Genomic DNA, 14,950 nt, shown 5'->3' with positions numbered 1-14,950 from the left:
CTGGCGTCGATCGGTGCGGCCTCGGGTGGGTTCAGCGCCTGGTCTTGGCCCGTTCCGCGACCAGCCGGTGGCAGCCCGCCAGGTGCTGTTCGGCCGCCTCGCGGCTGCCGGTGTCGACCAGCGGCAGCAATGCGGCCAGCGGGTTCAGCAGCCCGAGCAGCACGGCGGGCACGGCGCGCCGGGCCAACGGGCCCTTGTCGAGCGAGACGCGCGGGTCGCTCAGGGTCCCGCGCACGCGCAGCGGCGTGCGCAGCGCGAGCGGGCTCATGTCCTTGGGCGCCACGCGGGCCAGCAGGTCCAGCCGCTCGTCGGCGAGCGAGACGCTGCCGCTGCCCCAGACCGTCGAATCCGGCGTATCGACGACCAGCAGGCGCGGCTCCACCTGGCCGGCGCGCACGGCCAGGTCGGCCGCCCCGCAGCGCACGGGCAGCGTGTCGTCGCCGCGCAGCATCAGGCCGAGCACCTCGGCGATGTCGATGCCGGCGGCCTCGATCGCCAGGTGCGACACCGTGCCGTCGCTCCACAGCAGGTGCGCGTTGCCGTTGGACGCGCCGAGCAGCTCGGCCACCGAGCGGCCGCGGCCCTGGAGCTGGAAGCGGCCGGCCAGCTCGCCGGTGACGTAGGGCGGCTGGCCCGCGGGGCGCTGCTGGGCGATCCACTGCTCGAGCCGCAGGCCGCTGGCGCTCAGGTCCACGTTCCACAGCGCGCGCGGCTGGCGGCCGTCGAGCTGCACGCGGCCCCACAGCCGCCCCCTGGCCAGCGTGGCGTCGAGGTCCTCGATCGTCAGCACGCCGTCGTTCAGCGTCAGGTGCGCCCGCAGCGGCTGGGCCGATTGCAGCCGTGGGTGGCCGAGCTCGAGCCGGTCGAGCCGGATGCGCACGTCGGCCTGCATGACCGACAGCGAGGGCAGGTCCAGCGGGCGGTCGGGCAGCACGCGCTCGGGCGCGTGCGCCGGCGGCGGCAGCGCGGGCGTGCCGAGCGTGGGCTTGGCGCGCGTGCCGATCGCGGGGCCCAGGTCCTGCAGCCACAGCACCGGCCCGCGCAGCTCGCCGCTCAAGGAGGGCAGCGCGCCAGCGGGGCGGCGGAACTCGAACTCGCCTGCGAGCTGGCTGCGGCCGATGCGCGCCGACTGCACGCGCGTCGCCCAGCGCGGTCCGTCGCGCTCGATCTCGCCTTGCATCGTGAACGGCGGTGTCGTCGGCAGAGTGATGCCCAGCGGCTCGCCGACGGCCGCCAGCGACGGCCCGCCGAGCACGTAGCGGCCCTTGAAGCGGGGCTGGCCCAGCAGGTCGTGCACCATGCCGTCGAAGCTCAGGCGCGCCGTGCCGGCACCGCCGGTCAGCACCACCGGCACCTCGCTGGCCTGCAGGCTGGCCACCTCGGGCAGCACGCTGCCGGTGCGCAGCTTCAGCTCGACCGGCCAGGGGCCATAGGCGCCCCGGGCCTCGCCGACCCAGCCGGGCTGCTGGCCCTGCCACGCGTCGGGCAGGTAGCCGAACTGGCCGTCCAGGCGCAGCGCGGTCGGCGCATCGCGCAGCGTCAGCCGGCCGTCACGGACCTGCAGGGTCTCGAAGTGCACGCCGTTGATGGCGGGCGCAGCGCCGGTCTCGGCCGCGGTGCGGCGGCCGAACTGCCAGCTCGCGCGGCCGTCGGCGTGCCGCTCGATCTGCAGCTCCAGCCCGTCGGCCTGCAGCCATTGCAGCGTCAGCGGCTGGCCATCGCGGGCGGCCATCAGATCGCGCCAGCGCAGGCGCAACTCGACCTGGCGCGCCTGCACCATCGGCCCGAGCTGGCTCCACGCGGGGTTGGCCACCCGCAGCTCGGCGAGTCGAAGCCGCACGTGGCCGAGCAGCGAGAGCCGGAACCCAGGATCGCCGGCCCGGCCGGCACTGCCGCCGAAGTGGACCTCGCGGTCCAGGTGGCGGCCGGCCCAGCGCTCGGCCGGCCCGGCCAGGAAGCGCCAGCCGCTGGCCTCGCCGATGCCGAAGGCGGCCAGCAGCAGCGCCAGCGCGCCCAGCGGCCACAGCAGTCGTCTGGCCAGGGGCGGCATCACGGCCCGGACGCCACCGCGTCAACGCCCGGTCGAATTGGGGTGCCGGTCGACCCAGTTGGGAACGCCGTCGCCGTCGCGGTCGCTGTCGCGTGCGTTGGGCACGCCGTCCCGGTCCTTGTCGTGCCGGGCCCAGTGGCCACCGGTGAAGTACCACTGGCCGTTGCGCTCGACCCAGTGCGGGTGGTTGTAGACGTAGCCGGGGCGGCCGGCCACCCAGGTGCCGCCGATCCAGACATGCTGGTTGCCGCGCCAGGCCCAGTAGCCCGGCACCCAGACGAAGCCGGGCCGCGGGGCCGGCACCACCTCGTAGCGAGGGGCTGGCGGCGGGATGCGGATGGCCACGCCGATGTCGACCGCGGCCGAGGCCGGCAGCGGCAGCGAGGCCGCCAACGGCGCGAGCAGTGACAGGGCGATCACGGAGGCCTTGAACATGGTGCGTTCCTTTCGGGCTGTCGCAAGCAGTGCCATGTCGGCCATCATCGAAGCGGCGCGGCGCGCGTCCTATCGGACAGCGCCCGCTCGCCGTGCAGGCAATCGCCTACAGCGCGGCCAGCGCGAGCGTCAGGTAGTGCTCGGCCAGCAGCAGCGCGAACAGCGCGAACAGATCGACGATCGAGAATCGGAAGGTCGGCATCGCCCAGCGCGCCGGATCCTGGCGCAGCCGCCACGCGTACCAGACGAAACGCCCACCGAAGCCCGCGGCGCCCAGCGTGTAAAGCCAGCCGCCGGGGCCGCCGACCAGCCCGATGGGCAGCGGCAGCAGCGTGAGCGCCAGCAGCGCCAGCGCGTACTGCAGCACCCGCGCGGCGGTGAAGGGCACGCCGTGGGTCACCGGCAGCATCGGCACGCCGGCGCGGGCGTAATCGTCCCGCCGGTGGATCGCCAGGGCCCAGAAGTGCGCCGGTGTCCAGACGAAGATGACCAGGAACAGCAGCAGCGCGCCGGGGTCGATGTGGCCGCTGACCGCCACCCAGCCCAGCAGCGGCGGCGCCGCGCCGGCCGCACCGCCGATCACGATGTTCTGCGGCGTGCGGTGCTTCAGGAACAGGCTGTAGACGCCGGCGTAGCCGATCAGCGAGCCCACCGTCAGCGCGGCGCACAGCGGGTTGGTGAAGACGAGCAGCAAGGCCGTGCCGGCCAGCCCGATGGCGGCGGCGAACAGCGCCACCTGCGGCGTGCCGAGCGCCCCGCGCGGCAGCGGGCGGCCGCGGGTGCGGGCCATCACCGCGTCGATGCGCTGGTCGACCAGGTGGTTCAGCGCGGCCGCGCTGCCGGCGACCAGCGCGATGCCGGCCGAGCCGAAGGCCAGCACGGCCCAGGGCGGTGCGACCGGGCTCGCCAGCAGCATGCCGACGACGGCGGTGAACAGCATCAGCGCGACGACGCGCGGCTTGGTCAGCTCCAGGTAGTTGCGCCAGGGCGCGCGTCGGCCAGCCGGCAGGCTGAGTTCGTTGGCGATGATCGGCTCCTAACGGAAGAACAGCATCCGGGTCAGGTTGACATAGTGCCCTTCGGAGGCCATCAGCCCGACCAGCACCATCAGCAGCGCTGGCGGCAGCAGGATCGCGCAGATCAGCGCCAGCCGCTCCCAGGCCATGTGCATGAAGACGGCGACGATCAGGCCGGCCTTGAGCATCATGAACACGAGGATCAGCGTCCAGCGCAGGCCGCCTTGCAGGTGGAAGTAGTCCACCAGGTATGACAGCGTGGACAGCACGAACAGCAGGCCCCAGATCTTGAAGTACAGGCTGATCGGGTGCTGTTGCGCGTGCTGGACCGGCGCGGCGCCGGGTTGGGCGACATGCTCCATGGCGACTCCTTACCAGAGGTAGAACAGGGCGAAGATGAAGACCCAGACCAGGTCGACGAAGTGCCAGTACAGGCCGGCGATCTCGACGATCTGGTAGTTGCCGCCCTTGTGCTTGTCGTAGAAGCCGTTGAGCAGCCTGGTTGCGACGACCGACAGATAGATCACGCCGGCCGTCACGTGCAGCCCGTGGAAGCCGGTGATCATGAAGAAGGTCGAGCCGAACTGCGCCGCGCCCATCGGGTTGCCCCAGGGCCGCACGCCCTCCTCGAGGATCAGCTTGCTCCACTCGAAGGCCTGCATGCCGACGAAGGTGGCGCCGAAGGCGGCAGTGGCGAACATCAGCTTGGCGGCCGTGGCCTTGTCGCGCCGGTAGGCGCAGTTGACCGCCATCGCCATCGTGCCGCTCGAGCTGATCAGGATGAAGGTCATCACCGCGATCAGCAGCAGCGGCACCGGCTTGCCGCCGATGTCGAGCGAGAAGACCTCGCTCGGGTTCGGCCACGGCACGGTGGTCGAGGTGCGCACCGTCATGTAGCCCGTGAGGAACGAGCCGAAGATGAAGGTGTCGGACAGCAGGAAGATCCACATCATCGCCTTGCCCCAGGCGACCTGGAAGGTCTGCTGGTCGCCCGACCAGTCGGCCACCAGGCCGCGCCAGCCGGCGGGCTGCGCGCCGGTGGGGGCGGCCGCTGCCGGTGTGGCGCTGCGCCCGCCTGGCACGGCGCTCGGCGAATTCAGCGGGATGTCGGCCATGGCATCTCTCCGGTTGTCATCCGCGGCCGCAGATGAAACGAACGACTTCGGGCGTCAACAACGCGAGCGCCGCGAACAGCGCGACCCAGACCACCAGCAGGAAGTGCCAGTAACGCCCGCACAGCACGATGCGCCAGGCGCTGCCCGGCAACTCGGCCGCCGGCTGCGACAAGGCCTGCGCCGCGACACTCCAGGCCACCAGGCCGCCCAGCACGTGCAGGCCATGCAGCGCGGTCAGCACGTAGAAGAAGCTCGCCGCCGGGTTGGCGCCGAGCATCACGCGCTGGTCGATCAGCAACTGCCAGCCCCACAGCTGCGAGCCGACGAAGGCGGCGGCCGCGGCGCCGCCGCCCACCAGCATCGCGCGCATCGCTGCCGGCTTGCCGGCCAGGGCCAGGGCACCGGCGCGCTGCATCAGCACGCTGCCGGCGATGAGCAGCGCCGTCGACAGCCACAGCTGCGGCGGCAGCGTGATCGGCGACCAGTCCGGCGCATCCAGCATGCGCATCGCATAAGCCACGATGAACAGCGAGAACAAGGTGGTCGCGACGCCCATGAACAGCCACAACGCGGTGCCGGCGGCCCGCGCATGGTGGGGCTCGCCGCCGGCTTCGGCCTGGGACAGGGCGTGGGTGTTCATGGCGTTGCCCTCAATGTTCCTGGGAGGGTTCGGTGCCGCCCGCGGACGCCGGCGCGTTCTGCGGGATGAAGTCTTCCTTGCCGCCCGGCATGTTGTAGGCATAGGCCCAGCGGTGCACGGTGGGCAGCGTCGGCCCCCAGTTCAGGTGTTTCGGCGGCGTGTCGGGCGTGAACCATTCGAGCGAGGCGGCCCGCCATGGGTTCGACGGCGCCTTCTGCCCGTGGCGCAGGCTCCACAGCAGGTTGAACACGAACACCATCTGCACCGCGCCGACGAACAGCGCGACCACGGTGATGAACTCGTTCAGCGCATGCGCCGAGGGCGGGATGAACTGGTAGCCCTCGTAGTTGTAGTAGCGCCGCGGCATGCCCAGCACACCCAGGTAGTGCATCGGGAAGTAGATCAGGTAGGTGCCGAGGAACGTGACCCAGAAGTGGAACGTGCCCAGCCGGTCGTCGAGCATGCGGCCGGTGATCTTCGGGTACCAGTGGTAGATCGCGCCGAACACGACCAGCAGCGGCGCCACGCCCATCACCATGTGGAAGTGGGCGACGACGAAATAGGTGCCCGACAGCGGGATGTCGACGCTGACGTTGCCGAGGAACAGCCCCGTCAGCCCGCCGGCCAGGAAGGTGAGCAGGAAGGCCAGCGTGAACAGCATCGGCACGGTCAGGTGGATGTCGCCGCGCCACAGCGTGAGCACCCAGTTGTAGACCTTGATCGCGGTGGGCACGGCGATGATCAGCGTGCTGGTCGCGAAGAAGAAACCGAACCACGGGTTCATGCCCGAGACGAACATGTGGTGCGCCCACACGACGAAGCTCAGCCCGCCGATGATGACGATCGCCCAGACCATCGTGCGGTAGCCGAAGATCGCCTTGCGCGCGTGCACGCTGATCAGGTCCGACACGATGCCGAAGGCCGGCAGCGCGACGATGTAGACCTCGGGGTGGCCGAAGAACCAGAACAGGTGCTGGAACAGCAGCGGGCTGCCGCCCTTGTAGCCGGTGACCTGGCCCATCGACACCAGCGCCGGCATGAAGAAGCTGGTGCCCAGCGTCTTGTCCAGCAGCATCATCACCGCCGAGACGAACAGCGCCGGGAAGGCCAACAGCGCCAGCACGGTCGCGACGAAGATGCCCCAGACCGACAGCGGCATGCGCAGCAGCGTCATGCCCTCGCAGCGCGCCTGCAGCACGGTGGTCACGTAGTTCAGGCCGCCCATCGTCGTCGCGACGATGAAGATCGCCAGCGAGACCAGCATCAGGATGATGCCCCAGTCGTGCCCCGGCGTGCCGGGCAGCACGGCCTGCGGCGGGTAAAGCGTCCAGCCGGCGCCGGTGGGCCCGCCCGGCACGAAGAAGCTGATCATCAGCACGACCACGCTGAGCAGGTAGACCCAGAAGCTCAGCATGTTCATGTAGGGGAACACCATGTCCCGCGCGCCGATCATCAGCGGGATCAGGTAGTTGCCGAAGCCGCCCAGGAACAGGGCCGTCAGCAGGTAGATCACCATGATCATCCCGTGCATGGTGACGAACTGGTAGTAGCGCTCGGCGTTGATGAACTCGAACACGCCGGGGAAGCCGATCTGCAGCCGCATCAGGTTCGACAGCACGAGCCCGACCAGGCCGACCAGGATGGCCGTGCCGCCGTACTGCAGCGCGATCACCTTGTGGTCCTGGCTCCAGACGTACTTGGTGATGAAACTCTGCGGCTCGTGGTGGTGAAGGTCTTCGGTGTCGACGTAGGCCATCGTGCTGTCCTCGTTGCTGCGGCTGCTGCGGCTGCTGCGGCTATTGCGGCGACGCCGCGCCGTGCGACTTGATGTAGGCCACCAGCGCGTCCATCTCGTCGTCGGCCAGCGGGATCGGCGGCATCACCTGCGCGAAGCCCTTGATCGCGCGGGCCTTCGGGTCCTTGATGAAGGCGCGGATGAAGGCTTCGTCGACCTTGGCGGTCGAGCCGTCGACGAAGGTCTCGGTCTTGCCGTACAGGCCCTTCCAGGTCGGGCCGACACCCGGCGCGCCGTCCACCGTGTGGCAGGCGGTGCAGCCCTTGGCCTGCGCGAGGGCGGCACCCTTGTCGGCCAGGCTGGCGCCTGCGCCTGCGGCGGCCGCGGGTTTCTGGCTGGCGCCGAAGGTGGTCTGCCGCTTCAGCCAGGCCTTGAACGCGGCCTCGTCCTCGACGACGACCAGGCCGTGCATCGCCGGGTGGCCGACACCGCACAGCTGTGCGCACATCGCCTCGTAGCGGCCGGCCTTGGTCGGCGTGAACCAGAACCAGCTCATCTGGCCCGGCACGATGTTCATGCGGGCGCGGAACTCGGGCACGAAGTAGTCGTGCAGCACGTCGTGCGAGCGCGCCAGCACCTTGACCGGCAGGTCCAGCGGCAGGTGCAGCTCGTTGCCGTTGACGATCACGTCGTCCTGGCCGGCGGCATCGGCCGGGTCGAGCGCGAACGGGTTGGCGGCGCTGAAAAAGCGCGCGTCGCTGCCGCCGAGCTTGCCGTCGTCTCCCGCGAAGCGGTAGCGCCACTGCCACTGCTGGCCCAGCACCTCGAACTGCATCGCGGCGGCCGGCGGGCGCACGTAGTCGGCATACACCTTCAGCCCCGGCGCCAGCAGCGCGACGATGCCCACCGAGGTGATGCCGACCAGCCAGTGCTCGAGCTTGCGGTTGTCGGGCTGGTAGGCCGCGCGCTGGCTGCCCGGTCGATGCTTGAAGCGCCACACCGTGTAGGCCACGAACAGCATGATGACGATGAAGAACGCGCCGGTCACCGCCATCGTGATCGACAGCGTCTGGTCCATCTGGTTCCAGTTCGACGCGAGCGGCGTCTGCCACCACGGCGTCAGCCAGTGGAAGACGACGCTGGCGACGACGATCAGCAGCAACGCGATGGCAACGCCCATGGCTTCGGCCTCCTGGTCGTGCGGGTCCGGCCGGCGCCTCGGTGGGCAGGCGCCGGCGCCGTTCAGCTTCGCGCGGCGTGCCGCCGCTGGCGGGCGTGCGCGAGCCTGCCGTACAGCACGGCCGCGGTGACGCCGAACACCAGGTGCGCGACGAAGGTGCCCCAGGCGCGCATCTCGGTGAACCAGCCCCAGGCTTCGGTCAGGCCATAGAAGTTCACGACGTAAAGCGCCGCGCCGAACAGCGCGCCGATGACCGGCAGCGAGACGCCGCCGCCATCGTCGTTGTCATAGTGGTAGCCGGCGATCACCGCGCCCAGCACGATGCCGAAGCCAATGCCCAGCGCGTAGTGCGTGAGCAGCGCCACGCCGACGATCGTCGGGTCGAACACATGGGCCGGCGCATGCAGGGTCGTGTACGGCCCCAGCGTCAGCGCCGCCACCAGCTGCGGGATGCGCCACAGCGCATCGCTGCGGAACACGGCGGCCCAGGCCAGCTCGAGCACCATCAACACCGCGCCGGCCGCGAAGCCGGCCACCGCGGCGGCCGTCAGGTCGGGCGAGCGGCCCTCCCAGTGGTGCAAGCGAAGTCGCAGTTCCATGGTTACCTCCAAGAACGCAAAACGGCCGCGTCAGCGGCCGGGCAGGGCGGGAGAGGATCCGACAAGGACAAGGTCGAGGAGCCCGGCCGCAACAGTGCACCGGCCCCCGCGTGAGGGAGCGTTTTGCGGGTGACCCGGCACCGCGCTGACGATGCGGGGTCGCTCGGTTCGCAGCGGGCATGTGAGCCTGCGCATACCACCCCCTTGCCAAGATGCGAGCAAGAAAGAATGCAACCGTTGAGGTTGGTTTTACTCCTGTTGTGCGCCACCGGCAAGGCGGCCACTACTCCCCCTGAACCGCCAGGGGAGGTGGGCCGCGACCCTGCGGATCGCGGCATTGACCGCCACGCCCGATCGGCGTAAGAGCGGTGACTCGCCGTCGACGAACGTTGGCGGCGAGAGTTCCTGCCGCTTTGACTCGTCTCGAAAGGAGTGGCCATGCCAGCAGCTGCGTTCAACGTCGTGCGGTTCCGTGTCAAGCCGGGCCGCGAAGAGGCATTCATCGAGGCCCACCGCCGGGCCGACCCGACCTTCAAGGGCTTTGTGCGCGGCTCGCTGGTGAAGACCGGCGAGCGTGCCTACTGCATGGTCGGCGAGTGGGATTCGTTCGATTCGATCGTCGCCGCGCGACCGAAGATGATCGGCTTGCTCGACACCTTCCGTGACGATCTGGAGGACCTGGGCGGCGGCCTGGGCGTGACCGACCCGGTTTCCGGCGAAGTGGTGGTCGACCTCAAGCCGTGAGCTTCACTTCCCCAGGCGCATCCGCAAGCCCACCGGCGACATCGTGAAGGCCAGGCGCTCTTCGGCCACCTTGCCGCCGGGGGCGTCGACCGCATCGATGCGGAACGACGCGAGCAGCATCGCGGCGACCATCTTCATCTCGGCCATCGCGAGGTAGCGCCCCGGGCAGATGCGCGGGCCGGCGCCGAAGGGCATGGCCACGCGCCTGGCGGAGCTCGCGGCCTGCGCCGGGCCGCCGCCCGCCAACCAGCGCTCTGGCCGAAAGGCCTTCGCGTCGGGGAAGTTCGCCTCGGCGACCGCGCCCGGGCGCATCAGGCACATCACCAGGGTGCCGCCCGGGATGGCCACGCCGGCCAGCTCGCGGTCTTGCGCGGCCTGCAGGATCATGATCGGCGCCACCGGCTTCAGGCGCATGGTCTCGTGGATGCAGGCCTCGAGGTAGTCGAAGCGGGCGAGTTGCTCGTACTGCGTCGGGTGGGTGCCGCCGTCGAGCACCGCCTGCACCTCGGCGCCGGCGCGCAGGATGACGGTCGGGTTCTCGTTGAGCAGCCAGATCAGCCAGGCCAGCGTGTTGGCGGTGGTGTCTTCGCCGGCCAGCAGCATCGTCAGCACGTTGCCCACCACATCGGCATCGGTCAGCGCGCTGCCCTCGCGCTCGCGCTCGACGAGCATCGCCTCGATCAGGTTGCGGGGCCGCTCGCGCAGGCCCGGCTGTCCGGCCAGGCGGCCGCGCGCCGCGTCGATGAAGCCGCGCACGGCCGTGTGCAGAGCGGCCAGGTGGCCGGCGAGGGCGCGCTCCTGCGGCAGCGTCACCCAGCGCCAGTAGGGGAACGGCGCCACCAGCCGGCGAAACAGCGCCGGCAGGATCTTGTCGAGGTGCTGCTGGATCACCTCCTGGCCCGATTCGACGGTGTTGATGTCGGTGCCGAAGGCCAGGCCCGCGGTCACGTCGACCGTGTAGCGCATCAGGTCGCCCTGCAGGTCGATGGCCTGCCCCGCCGCGGCGGCGCGCGTCCAGCGGCCCATCAGGCGCTCGGTCACGCGCACCAGCGTCGGGAAGAAGGCCTTGATGTGGGCCGGGTCCAGCCCGGCCATCACCATCGGCCGCTGGCGGCGCCACGCCTGGCCGTTGGCGGTGAACACGCCGTCGAAGCCGAACTCACGGGCGATGTCCCCCAGGCGCGTGCTGCGCGCGAACCCGTCGGGCCGGTCGCGCAGCACGGCGGCAACCACCTCGGGGTTGGACAGCACGACGAGCTGCCGCTCGCCCAGCGCGAAGCGGTAGACCTCGCCGTATTCCTCGGCCCAGGCCTCGGCCTGCTGGTGCAGACGCTCGCGCTCGATCTGCAGCGCATTGCCCAGCCAAGGCAGGCCGCGCGGGCCGGGCAGCTCGGCGATCTGGCGCAGGCGCGGTGCGGCCCGCACGGGTGGGCTGATGTCCATGGGGTCTCCCTGAGTCAGCGTGGGGCGGTGTCTTCGAGCACCGAGAAGCGCACGGCAAAGACCTTGCGCTGTGACACCGAGCCGTCGGCCGCCTTGTCGAGCACCAGCAGCTGCTGGTGGTCCGGCGGGCCGGCCGGCAAGACCATGCGGCCGCCAGGGGCGAGCTGGTCGATCAGCGCGGGCGGCACCTCCTGCGGCGCGGCGCTGACGATGATCTTGTCGAACGGCGCCTGCTCGGGCCAGCCCTGGCGCCCGTTGGCCACCCGCAGCGTGACGTTGGTGCAGCCCAGCCGCGCCAGGCGCATCCGCGCGGCCAGCGCCAGCGCCTCGATCAGCTCGACGCTGTAGACGTGCTTGGCCAGGCGCGAGAGGATGGCCGTCTGGTAGCCCAGGCCGGTGCCGATGTCGAGCACCCGGTCGCTGGGGCGCGGGTCGAGCAGGTCGGTCATCACCGCGACGATGAAGGGCTGCGAGATCGTCTTGCCGCAGCCGATCGGCAGCGGGGTGTCGGCATAGGCGCAGGCCTGCAACTCGGCCGGCACGAAGGCGTGCCGCGGCACCTCGCCCAGGGCTTCCAGGACGCGCCGATTCAGCGCCGCCTTGCCCAGGCGGCCGCAGTTGAAGATCACCAGCGCGGTGATCTCGGCCAGCATGCTGGCACGCGCTTGCGCATAGTCGTCGTCATCGTCCATGGCGCCTCGCCGCGCCAGAGTGGGCGGCGCCTCGGTGTGCCTGGAAATGCTACGCCGGCCCGGCCGGCGCCGCCAGCGCAGCGGTAGGGGGATCAGCGCACCGGCCGCGCCGGCGCCTTCCCGGTGGTCGGCGCGGCGGCGACCGGCAGCTCGAACCAGAACACGCTGCCGCGGCCCACGCCGCTGCGCAGGCCGAGCCGGCCGCCCATCAGCGCGACCAGCTCGCGGGTGATGGCCAGGCCCAGGCCGGTGCCGGCAACGTGGCCCTTCGCATCGCCGGCCTGCTCGAAGGGCTGGAAGATGCGCTCCTGGTGCTCCGGCGCGATGCCGCGCCCGGTGTCGCTGACCTCGAAGCGCACCGCCTCGCGGCCGTCGTTCGAGCTGCTGCTCACCTGCAGCCGCACCTGCTCGCCGGGCGCGAACTTCACCGCGTTGCCCAGCAGGTTGATCAGCACCTGGCGCAGGCGCCGCGGGTCGCACACGAGGGTGTCGGGCGTGCCAGGGGCGATGGCCTGTTCCAGCTGCACGCCTTGGTCCCGCGCGCGCAGCGCGATCATTTCCATCACGCCGTCGATCGCCTCGCGCAGCACCACGCGCTGCGGCGCCAGCTCGAACCGGCCGGCCTCGATGCGGGCCAGGTCGAGCAGGTCCTCGATCAGCTCCAGCAGGTGCTTCCCGGAGCGCGCAATGTTGTCGACATGGCGGCGCTGGGCGGGCGCCAGCGTCTCGTCGAGCTGCAGCATCTGGGCGAAGCCGAGCACGCCGTTCAGCGGCGTGCGCAGCTCGTGCGTCACATGGGTCAGGAAACGCGACTGGCTCTGCCGCGCCTGCTCGGCCGCGTCGCGTGCGCTGCGCAGGTAGGCCTCGGCCTGGTGGTGGATGGTCGCGTCGCGCAGCACCAGCACGCGCAGCGCCTCGCCGCTGGCCAACAGCGCGCTGTGCGACACCTCGACCGGCAGCTCGCCGTGGCTGGTCAGCGCCTGCCGCTCTTCGGTGATGCCGCTGCGCAGTGCCGGCGAGTGCGACAGGCCGGGCACCAGGCTTTCCACCGTGCAGCCCACCAGCGCGCTGCGCGGCCGGCCGAACAGCGTCTCGGCGGCCGGGTTCACCTGGATCACCGCATCGTCGCGCGCGACGACGATCGCATCGGCCGTGTTCTCGATGATGGCGGCCAGCCGCAGGCGCTCGCCCTCCAGCGCCTGGCGCGTCGCGATCAGGGCCTGCTGGTCGCCGAGGAAGCTCTCGACGCGGCGCGCCATCGTGGCGATCTCGTCGCGCCCGTGCACCGGCAGCGGCAGCCGGGGCGCGTCCGCCGGCGATTTCTGCAAGGCCCGGCTGACGATCAGCAGGCGCCTGACGATGCGGCGGCCGAGGAACAGGTAGCCGATCAGCGCGCCGGCGAGCAGCGTGGCCAGGGCCAGTCCGGCGAACCAGATCTCCTGCTCGCGCAAGGCCCGGGCCTGGCGGGCCATCGCCTCGCCGAAGCGCTGGGTGTGCCATTGCGCCTGCTGGTGGGCCGCCTCCACCAGGGCGATCGTGGCGCGGTTGAGCTCGTCGCTGGTGGCGCGCCAGCGCGCCGAATCGGCGCCGCTGCCGTTGCCGGCGGGAGGTGCGTCGGCCTGCCCGCCCTGCAGCTGGCGCCGGCGCAGCTGCACGGCGATGGAGGCCGCCGCGCGCAGCATGTCGCTGGCGCTATGCAGGTCCAGCACGCCGGCGTCGTCGCTGGCGGCCAGCCGCACCGTCAGCTCGGCCACCACGCCCTGGCCTTCCTCGATGCGCGCGAAGGCGGCCTGCAACTCCTGGGGGTCCAGCGCGGTCCGCAGGATGGCGCTGTCGACCTGCAGCCGCATGGCCTGCAAGGACAGCGACTGCGCGGCCTGCACGAAGACCAGGCGCTCGTCGGTCAGCCGGCGGAAGTTGCGCTCGATCGTGTGGATCCCGACCAGGCTGCCGGCGCAGATCAGCACGAACAGCAGCAGCAGGGTCAGCAGGCTCTGCGCCAACTGCCGCTTGAGCGAGCCGGGCCCGCTGTGCCCCGGCTCGGCGGCCTCGCGCTGCGTGTTCATGGCGCCCCCCGCCCGCCGCGCCAGATGCGGCGGTAGGCGTCGCGGTAGCCGTTGTCGGGGTCGAAGCGCAGGCGTGGCCCGCCATCGGTGTTCAGGTTCGCGGCGGTGAACAGGCGCGGGCGCCCGAAGTACAGGCTGGGCGGCTGGTGCGAGAGCAGCCGGTTGACTTCGTCGACCGCCTGCCAGCCCTGCATCAGCAGCGGCTCGGCCACGGTGGCGGTCTGGAACAACCCGGCGCGGATGCGCATGAAGGCCGAGGCGCTGCCGTCGCCGGCCGACACCAGCGACGGCGTCGGCGCGCCCTCGGGCAGCGCAGCGAACATCGGCGCCAGGTGGTCGAAGTACAGGTCGTTGATCGCCAGCGCATGGGTCCACCCGGCCCCGTGGCGGGCCAGCAGCGCCCGGCCGGCCGCGGCCACCTGCTCGGCCGGCGAGGCCAGCGGCAGGTCGACCACCTCGAGCACGCGGCAGGTCGCGCATTGCTGCACCACCTCGGCCATCGCCTGGGCCTTGGCCCACGCGATGCCGATGCGCGAGTCGCTGAAGATCACCACGCCGGCGCGGCCCTGGCCGTCGACGATCGCCACGCTGGCGGCGGCGCGGGCCACGTCCAGCGGCTCGGTGGTGATGTTCATCGCCACCGGGGTGTCGGGAATCGCCCCGAGCTCGGGCCCGGCGTGCCAGCCCACCACCGGGATGCCGCCGGCCGCGAAGGGTGCGAGATCCGCCTGAAAGCGCTGCGCCGGCAGGCCCGCCAGCACCACGGCATCGGGCCGGGCCGCCACGGCCGCGGCCAGCGCGGCAGCGCGGCCCCCATCCTGGCCGAAGGCGTTGATCAGCTTGACCTTCCAGCCCAGCTCGCGAGCGGCTTCGCGCACGCCCTGCGCGACGCCGATCACACCGCCGTTGCGCAGGTTGTCGGCCACCACCACCAGGGTCTTGCCCGACAGGCCCGGCGGCCCGCTCGACGGCCCGTCCCAGGCCGGCGCGGCGGCCGAGTAGCGGGCGACGATCTCGCCCGCACGCTGCAGCATGCCCGGGTCGGGGGCGGCGGCGCCGGCGTTCGCCGCGGACAGCTGCAGCGCGCACAGGGCCGCACCCAGGACGGCACCCCGAGCGGCACCCGGAATGGCGTCAGAACGGCGAGGGCGGACCAGCGGCATGCGACCTCCTGCGCCCGGCCGCCGAACTGCTGGGGGCCGCCAACGCGAGATGAGGGTATCAGCGGCCACCCG

The 14,950-nt window shown here is 71.5% G+C and carries 14 protein-coding genes; 1 reads left to right on the top strand and 13 read right to left on the bottom strand.

Annotated elements, in window-relative coordinates; translation table 11 throughout:
• Positions 1–31: 31 nt before the first annotated feature.
• The 9 genes from VJ693_RS07635 to VJ693_RS07595 all read right to left on the bottom strand — a co-directional run bounded on the left by VJ693_RS07635 (position 32) and on the right by VJ693_RS07595 (position 8,770).
• Positions 32–2,050, bottom strand: a complete 2,019-nt coding sequence (locus VJ693_RS07635) for an AsmA family protein (protein ID WP_324153007.1) — start codon at positions 2,048–2,050, stop codon at positions 32–34.
• Between the two features lie 21 nt (positions 2,051–2,071).
• The gene (locus VJ693_RS07630; RefSeq protein ID WP_324152971.1) at positions 2,072–2,485 is read right to left on the bottom strand and encodes a hypothetical protein; all 414 of its coding nucleotides are present in this window, start codon (positions 2,483–2,485) and stop codon (positions 2,072–2,074) included.
• 106 nt (positions 2,486–2,591) lie between these two features.
• The gene (gene cyoE / locus VJ693_RS07625) at positions 2,592–3,512 is read right to left on the bottom strand and encodes a heme o synthase (protein ID WP_414652239.1); all 921 of its coding nucleotides are present in this window, start codon (positions 3,510–3,512) and stop codon (positions 2,592–2,594) included.
• A gap of 9 nt (positions 3,513–3,521) precedes the next feature.
• Positions 3,522–3,863, bottom strand: coding sequence for a cytochrome C oxidase subunit IV family protein (locus tag VJ693_RS07620; RefSeq protein WP_324152969.1), 342 nt, complete (start codon positions 3,861–3,863; stop codon positions 3,522–3,524).
• A 9-nt stretch (positions 3,864–3,872) separates the two neighbouring features.
• Complete coding sequence (locus VJ693_RS07615; RefSeq protein ID WP_324152967.1) at positions 3,873–4,616, bottom strand: heme-copper oxidase subunit III family protein; 744 nt, start codon at positions 4,614–4,616, stop codon at positions 3,873–3,875.
• Positions 4,617–4,632: 16 nt separating this feature from the next.
• Positions 4,633–5,256, bottom strand: a complete 624-nt coding sequence (locus tag VJ693_RS07610) for a bb3-type cytochrome oxidase subunit III (protein ID WP_324152966.1) — start codon at positions 5,254–5,256, stop codon at positions 4,633–4,635.
• A 10-nt stretch (positions 5,257–5,266) separates the two neighbouring features.
• Positions 5,267–7,012 carry a cytochrome c oxidase subunit I gene (locus VJ693_RS07605; RefSeq protein WP_324152965.1) on the bottom strand — a complete coding sequence of 582 codons (1,746 nt, stop codon included), beginning with the start codon at positions 7,010–7,012 and terminating at the stop codon, positions 5,267–5,269.
• Positions 7,013–7,052: 40 nt separating this feature from the next.
• Positions 7,053–8,171 (bottom strand): cytochrome c oxidase subunit II, encoded by a 1,119-nt coding sequence (locus VJ693_RS07600; RefSeq protein WP_324152963.1) that lies wholly within the window; start codon positions 8,169–8,171, stop codon positions 7,053–7,055.
• A gap of 62 nt (positions 8,172–8,233) precedes the next feature.
• Positions 8,234–8,770, bottom strand: coding sequence for a hypothetical protein (locus tag VJ693_RS07595; RefSeq protein WP_324152961.1), 537 nt, complete (start codon positions 8,768–8,770; stop codon positions 8,234–8,236).
• Between the two features lie 438 nt (positions 8,771–9,208).
• Between VJ693_RS07595 and VJ693_RS07590 the strand changes: the two genes are divergently transcribed.
• On the top strand, positions 9,209–9,514 hold the full coding sequence (locus VJ693_RS07590) for an antibiotic biosynthesis monooxygenase family protein (RefSeq protein ID WP_324152959.1): 306 nt from the start codon (positions 9,209–9,211) through the stop codon (positions 9,512–9,514).
• Positions 9,515–9,517: 3 nt separating this feature from the next.
• Here VJ693_RS07590 and VJ693_RS07585 read toward each other — a convergent pair whose 3' ends face one another.
• From VJ693_RS07585 to VJ693_RS07570, 4 genes are all read right to left on the bottom strand, one after another.
• Positions 9,518–10,957 carry a cytochrome P450 gene (locus VJ693_RS07585; RefSeq protein ID WP_324152957.1) on the bottom strand — a complete coding sequence of 480 codons (1,440 nt, stop codon included), beginning with the start codon at positions 10,955–10,957 and terminating at the stop codon, positions 9,518–9,520.
• Positions 10,958–10,971: 14 nt separating this feature from the next.
• Positions 10,972–11,649 carry a protein-L-isoaspartate(D-aspartate) O-methyltransferase gene (locus VJ693_RS07580; protein ID WP_324152955.1) on the bottom strand — a complete coding sequence of 226 codons (678 nt, stop codon included), beginning with the start codon at positions 11,647–11,649 and terminating at the stop codon, positions 10,972–10,974.
• A 92-nt stretch (positions 11,650–11,741) separates the two neighbouring features.
• Positions 11,742–13,715 (bottom strand): sensor histidine kinase, encoded by a 1,974-nt coding sequence (locus VJ693_RS07575; protein WP_324152954.1) that lies wholly within the window; start codon positions 13,713–13,715, stop codon positions 11,742–11,744.
• Positions 13,712–14,878: a substrate-binding domain-containing protein gene (locus tag VJ693_RS07570; protein ID WP_324152953.1), complete on the bottom strand. Its 1,167-nt coding sequence runs from the start codon at positions 14,876–14,878 to the stop codon at positions 13,712–13,714. The genes VJ693_RS07575 and VJ693_RS07570 overlap by 4 nt, the downstream gene beginning before the upstream one ends.
• Positions 14,879–14,950 lie beyond the last annotated feature (72 nt).

It is taken from the genome of Ideonella sp. (assembly GCF_035254525.1).
Taxonomy (GTDB): domain Bacteria; phylum Pseudomonadota; class Gammaproteobacteria; order Burkholderiales; family Burkholderiaceae_C; genus Ideonella.
This window is presented reverse-complemented; position numbering and strand designations above follow the sequence as displayed.

Bases quoted from the DNA above. Each gene is read 5' to 3' on its own strand.
- VJ693_RS07630 (WP_324152971.1), bottom strand. From the start codon at position 2,485: ATGTTCAAGGCCTCCGTGATCGCCCTGTCACTGCTCGCGCCGTTGGCG.
- VJ693_RS07605 (WP_324152965.1), bottom strand. From the start codon at position 7,012: ATGGCCTACGTCGACACCGAAGACCTTCACCACCACGAGCCGCAGAGT.
- VJ693_RS07570 (WP_324152953.1), bottom strand. From the start codon at position 14,878: ATGCCGCTGGTCCGCCCTCGCCGTTCTGACGCCATTCCGGGTGCCGCT.
- VJ693_RS07590 (WP_324152959.1), top strand. From the start codon at position 9,209: ATGCCAGCAGCTGCGTTCAACGTCGTGCGGTTCCGTGTCAAGCCGGGC.
- VJ693_RS07615 (WP_324152967.1), bottom strand. From the start codon at position 4,616: ATGGCCGACATCCCGCTGAATTCGCCGAGCGCCGTGCCAGGCGGGCGC.
- VJ693_RS07635 (WP_324153007.1), bottom strand. From the start codon at position 2,050: ATGCCGCCCCTGGCCAGACGACTGCTGTGGCCGCTGGGCGCGCTGGCG.
- VJ693_RS07575 (WP_324152954.1), bottom strand. From the start codon at position 13,715: ATGAACACGCAGCGCGAGGCCGCCGAGCCGGGGCACAGCGGGCCCGGC.
- VJ693_RS07580 (WP_324152955.1), bottom strand. From the start codon at position 11,649: ATGGACGATGACGACGACTATGCGCAAGCGCGTGCCAGCATGCTGGCC.
- VJ693_RS07610 (WP_324152966.1), bottom strand. From the start codon at position 5,256: ATGAACACCCACGCCCTGTCCCAGGCCGAAGCCGGCGGCGAGCCCCAC.
- VJ693_RS07620 (WP_324152969.1), bottom strand. From the start codon at position 3,863: ATGGAGCATGTCGCCCAACCCGGCGCCGCGCCGGTCCAGCACGCGCAA.
- VJ693_RS07600 (WP_324152963.1), bottom strand. From the start codon at position 8,171: ATGGGCGTTGCCATCGCGTTGCTGCTGATCGTCGTCGCCAGCGTCGTC.
- VJ693_RS07585 (WP_324152957.1), bottom strand. From the start codon at position 10,957: ATGGACATCAGCCCACCCGTGCGGGCCGCACCGCGCCTGCGCCAGATC.
- VJ693_RS07595 (WP_324152961.1), bottom strand. From the start codon at position 8,770: ATGGAACTGCGACTTCGCTTGCACCACTGGGAGGGCCGCTCGCCCGAC.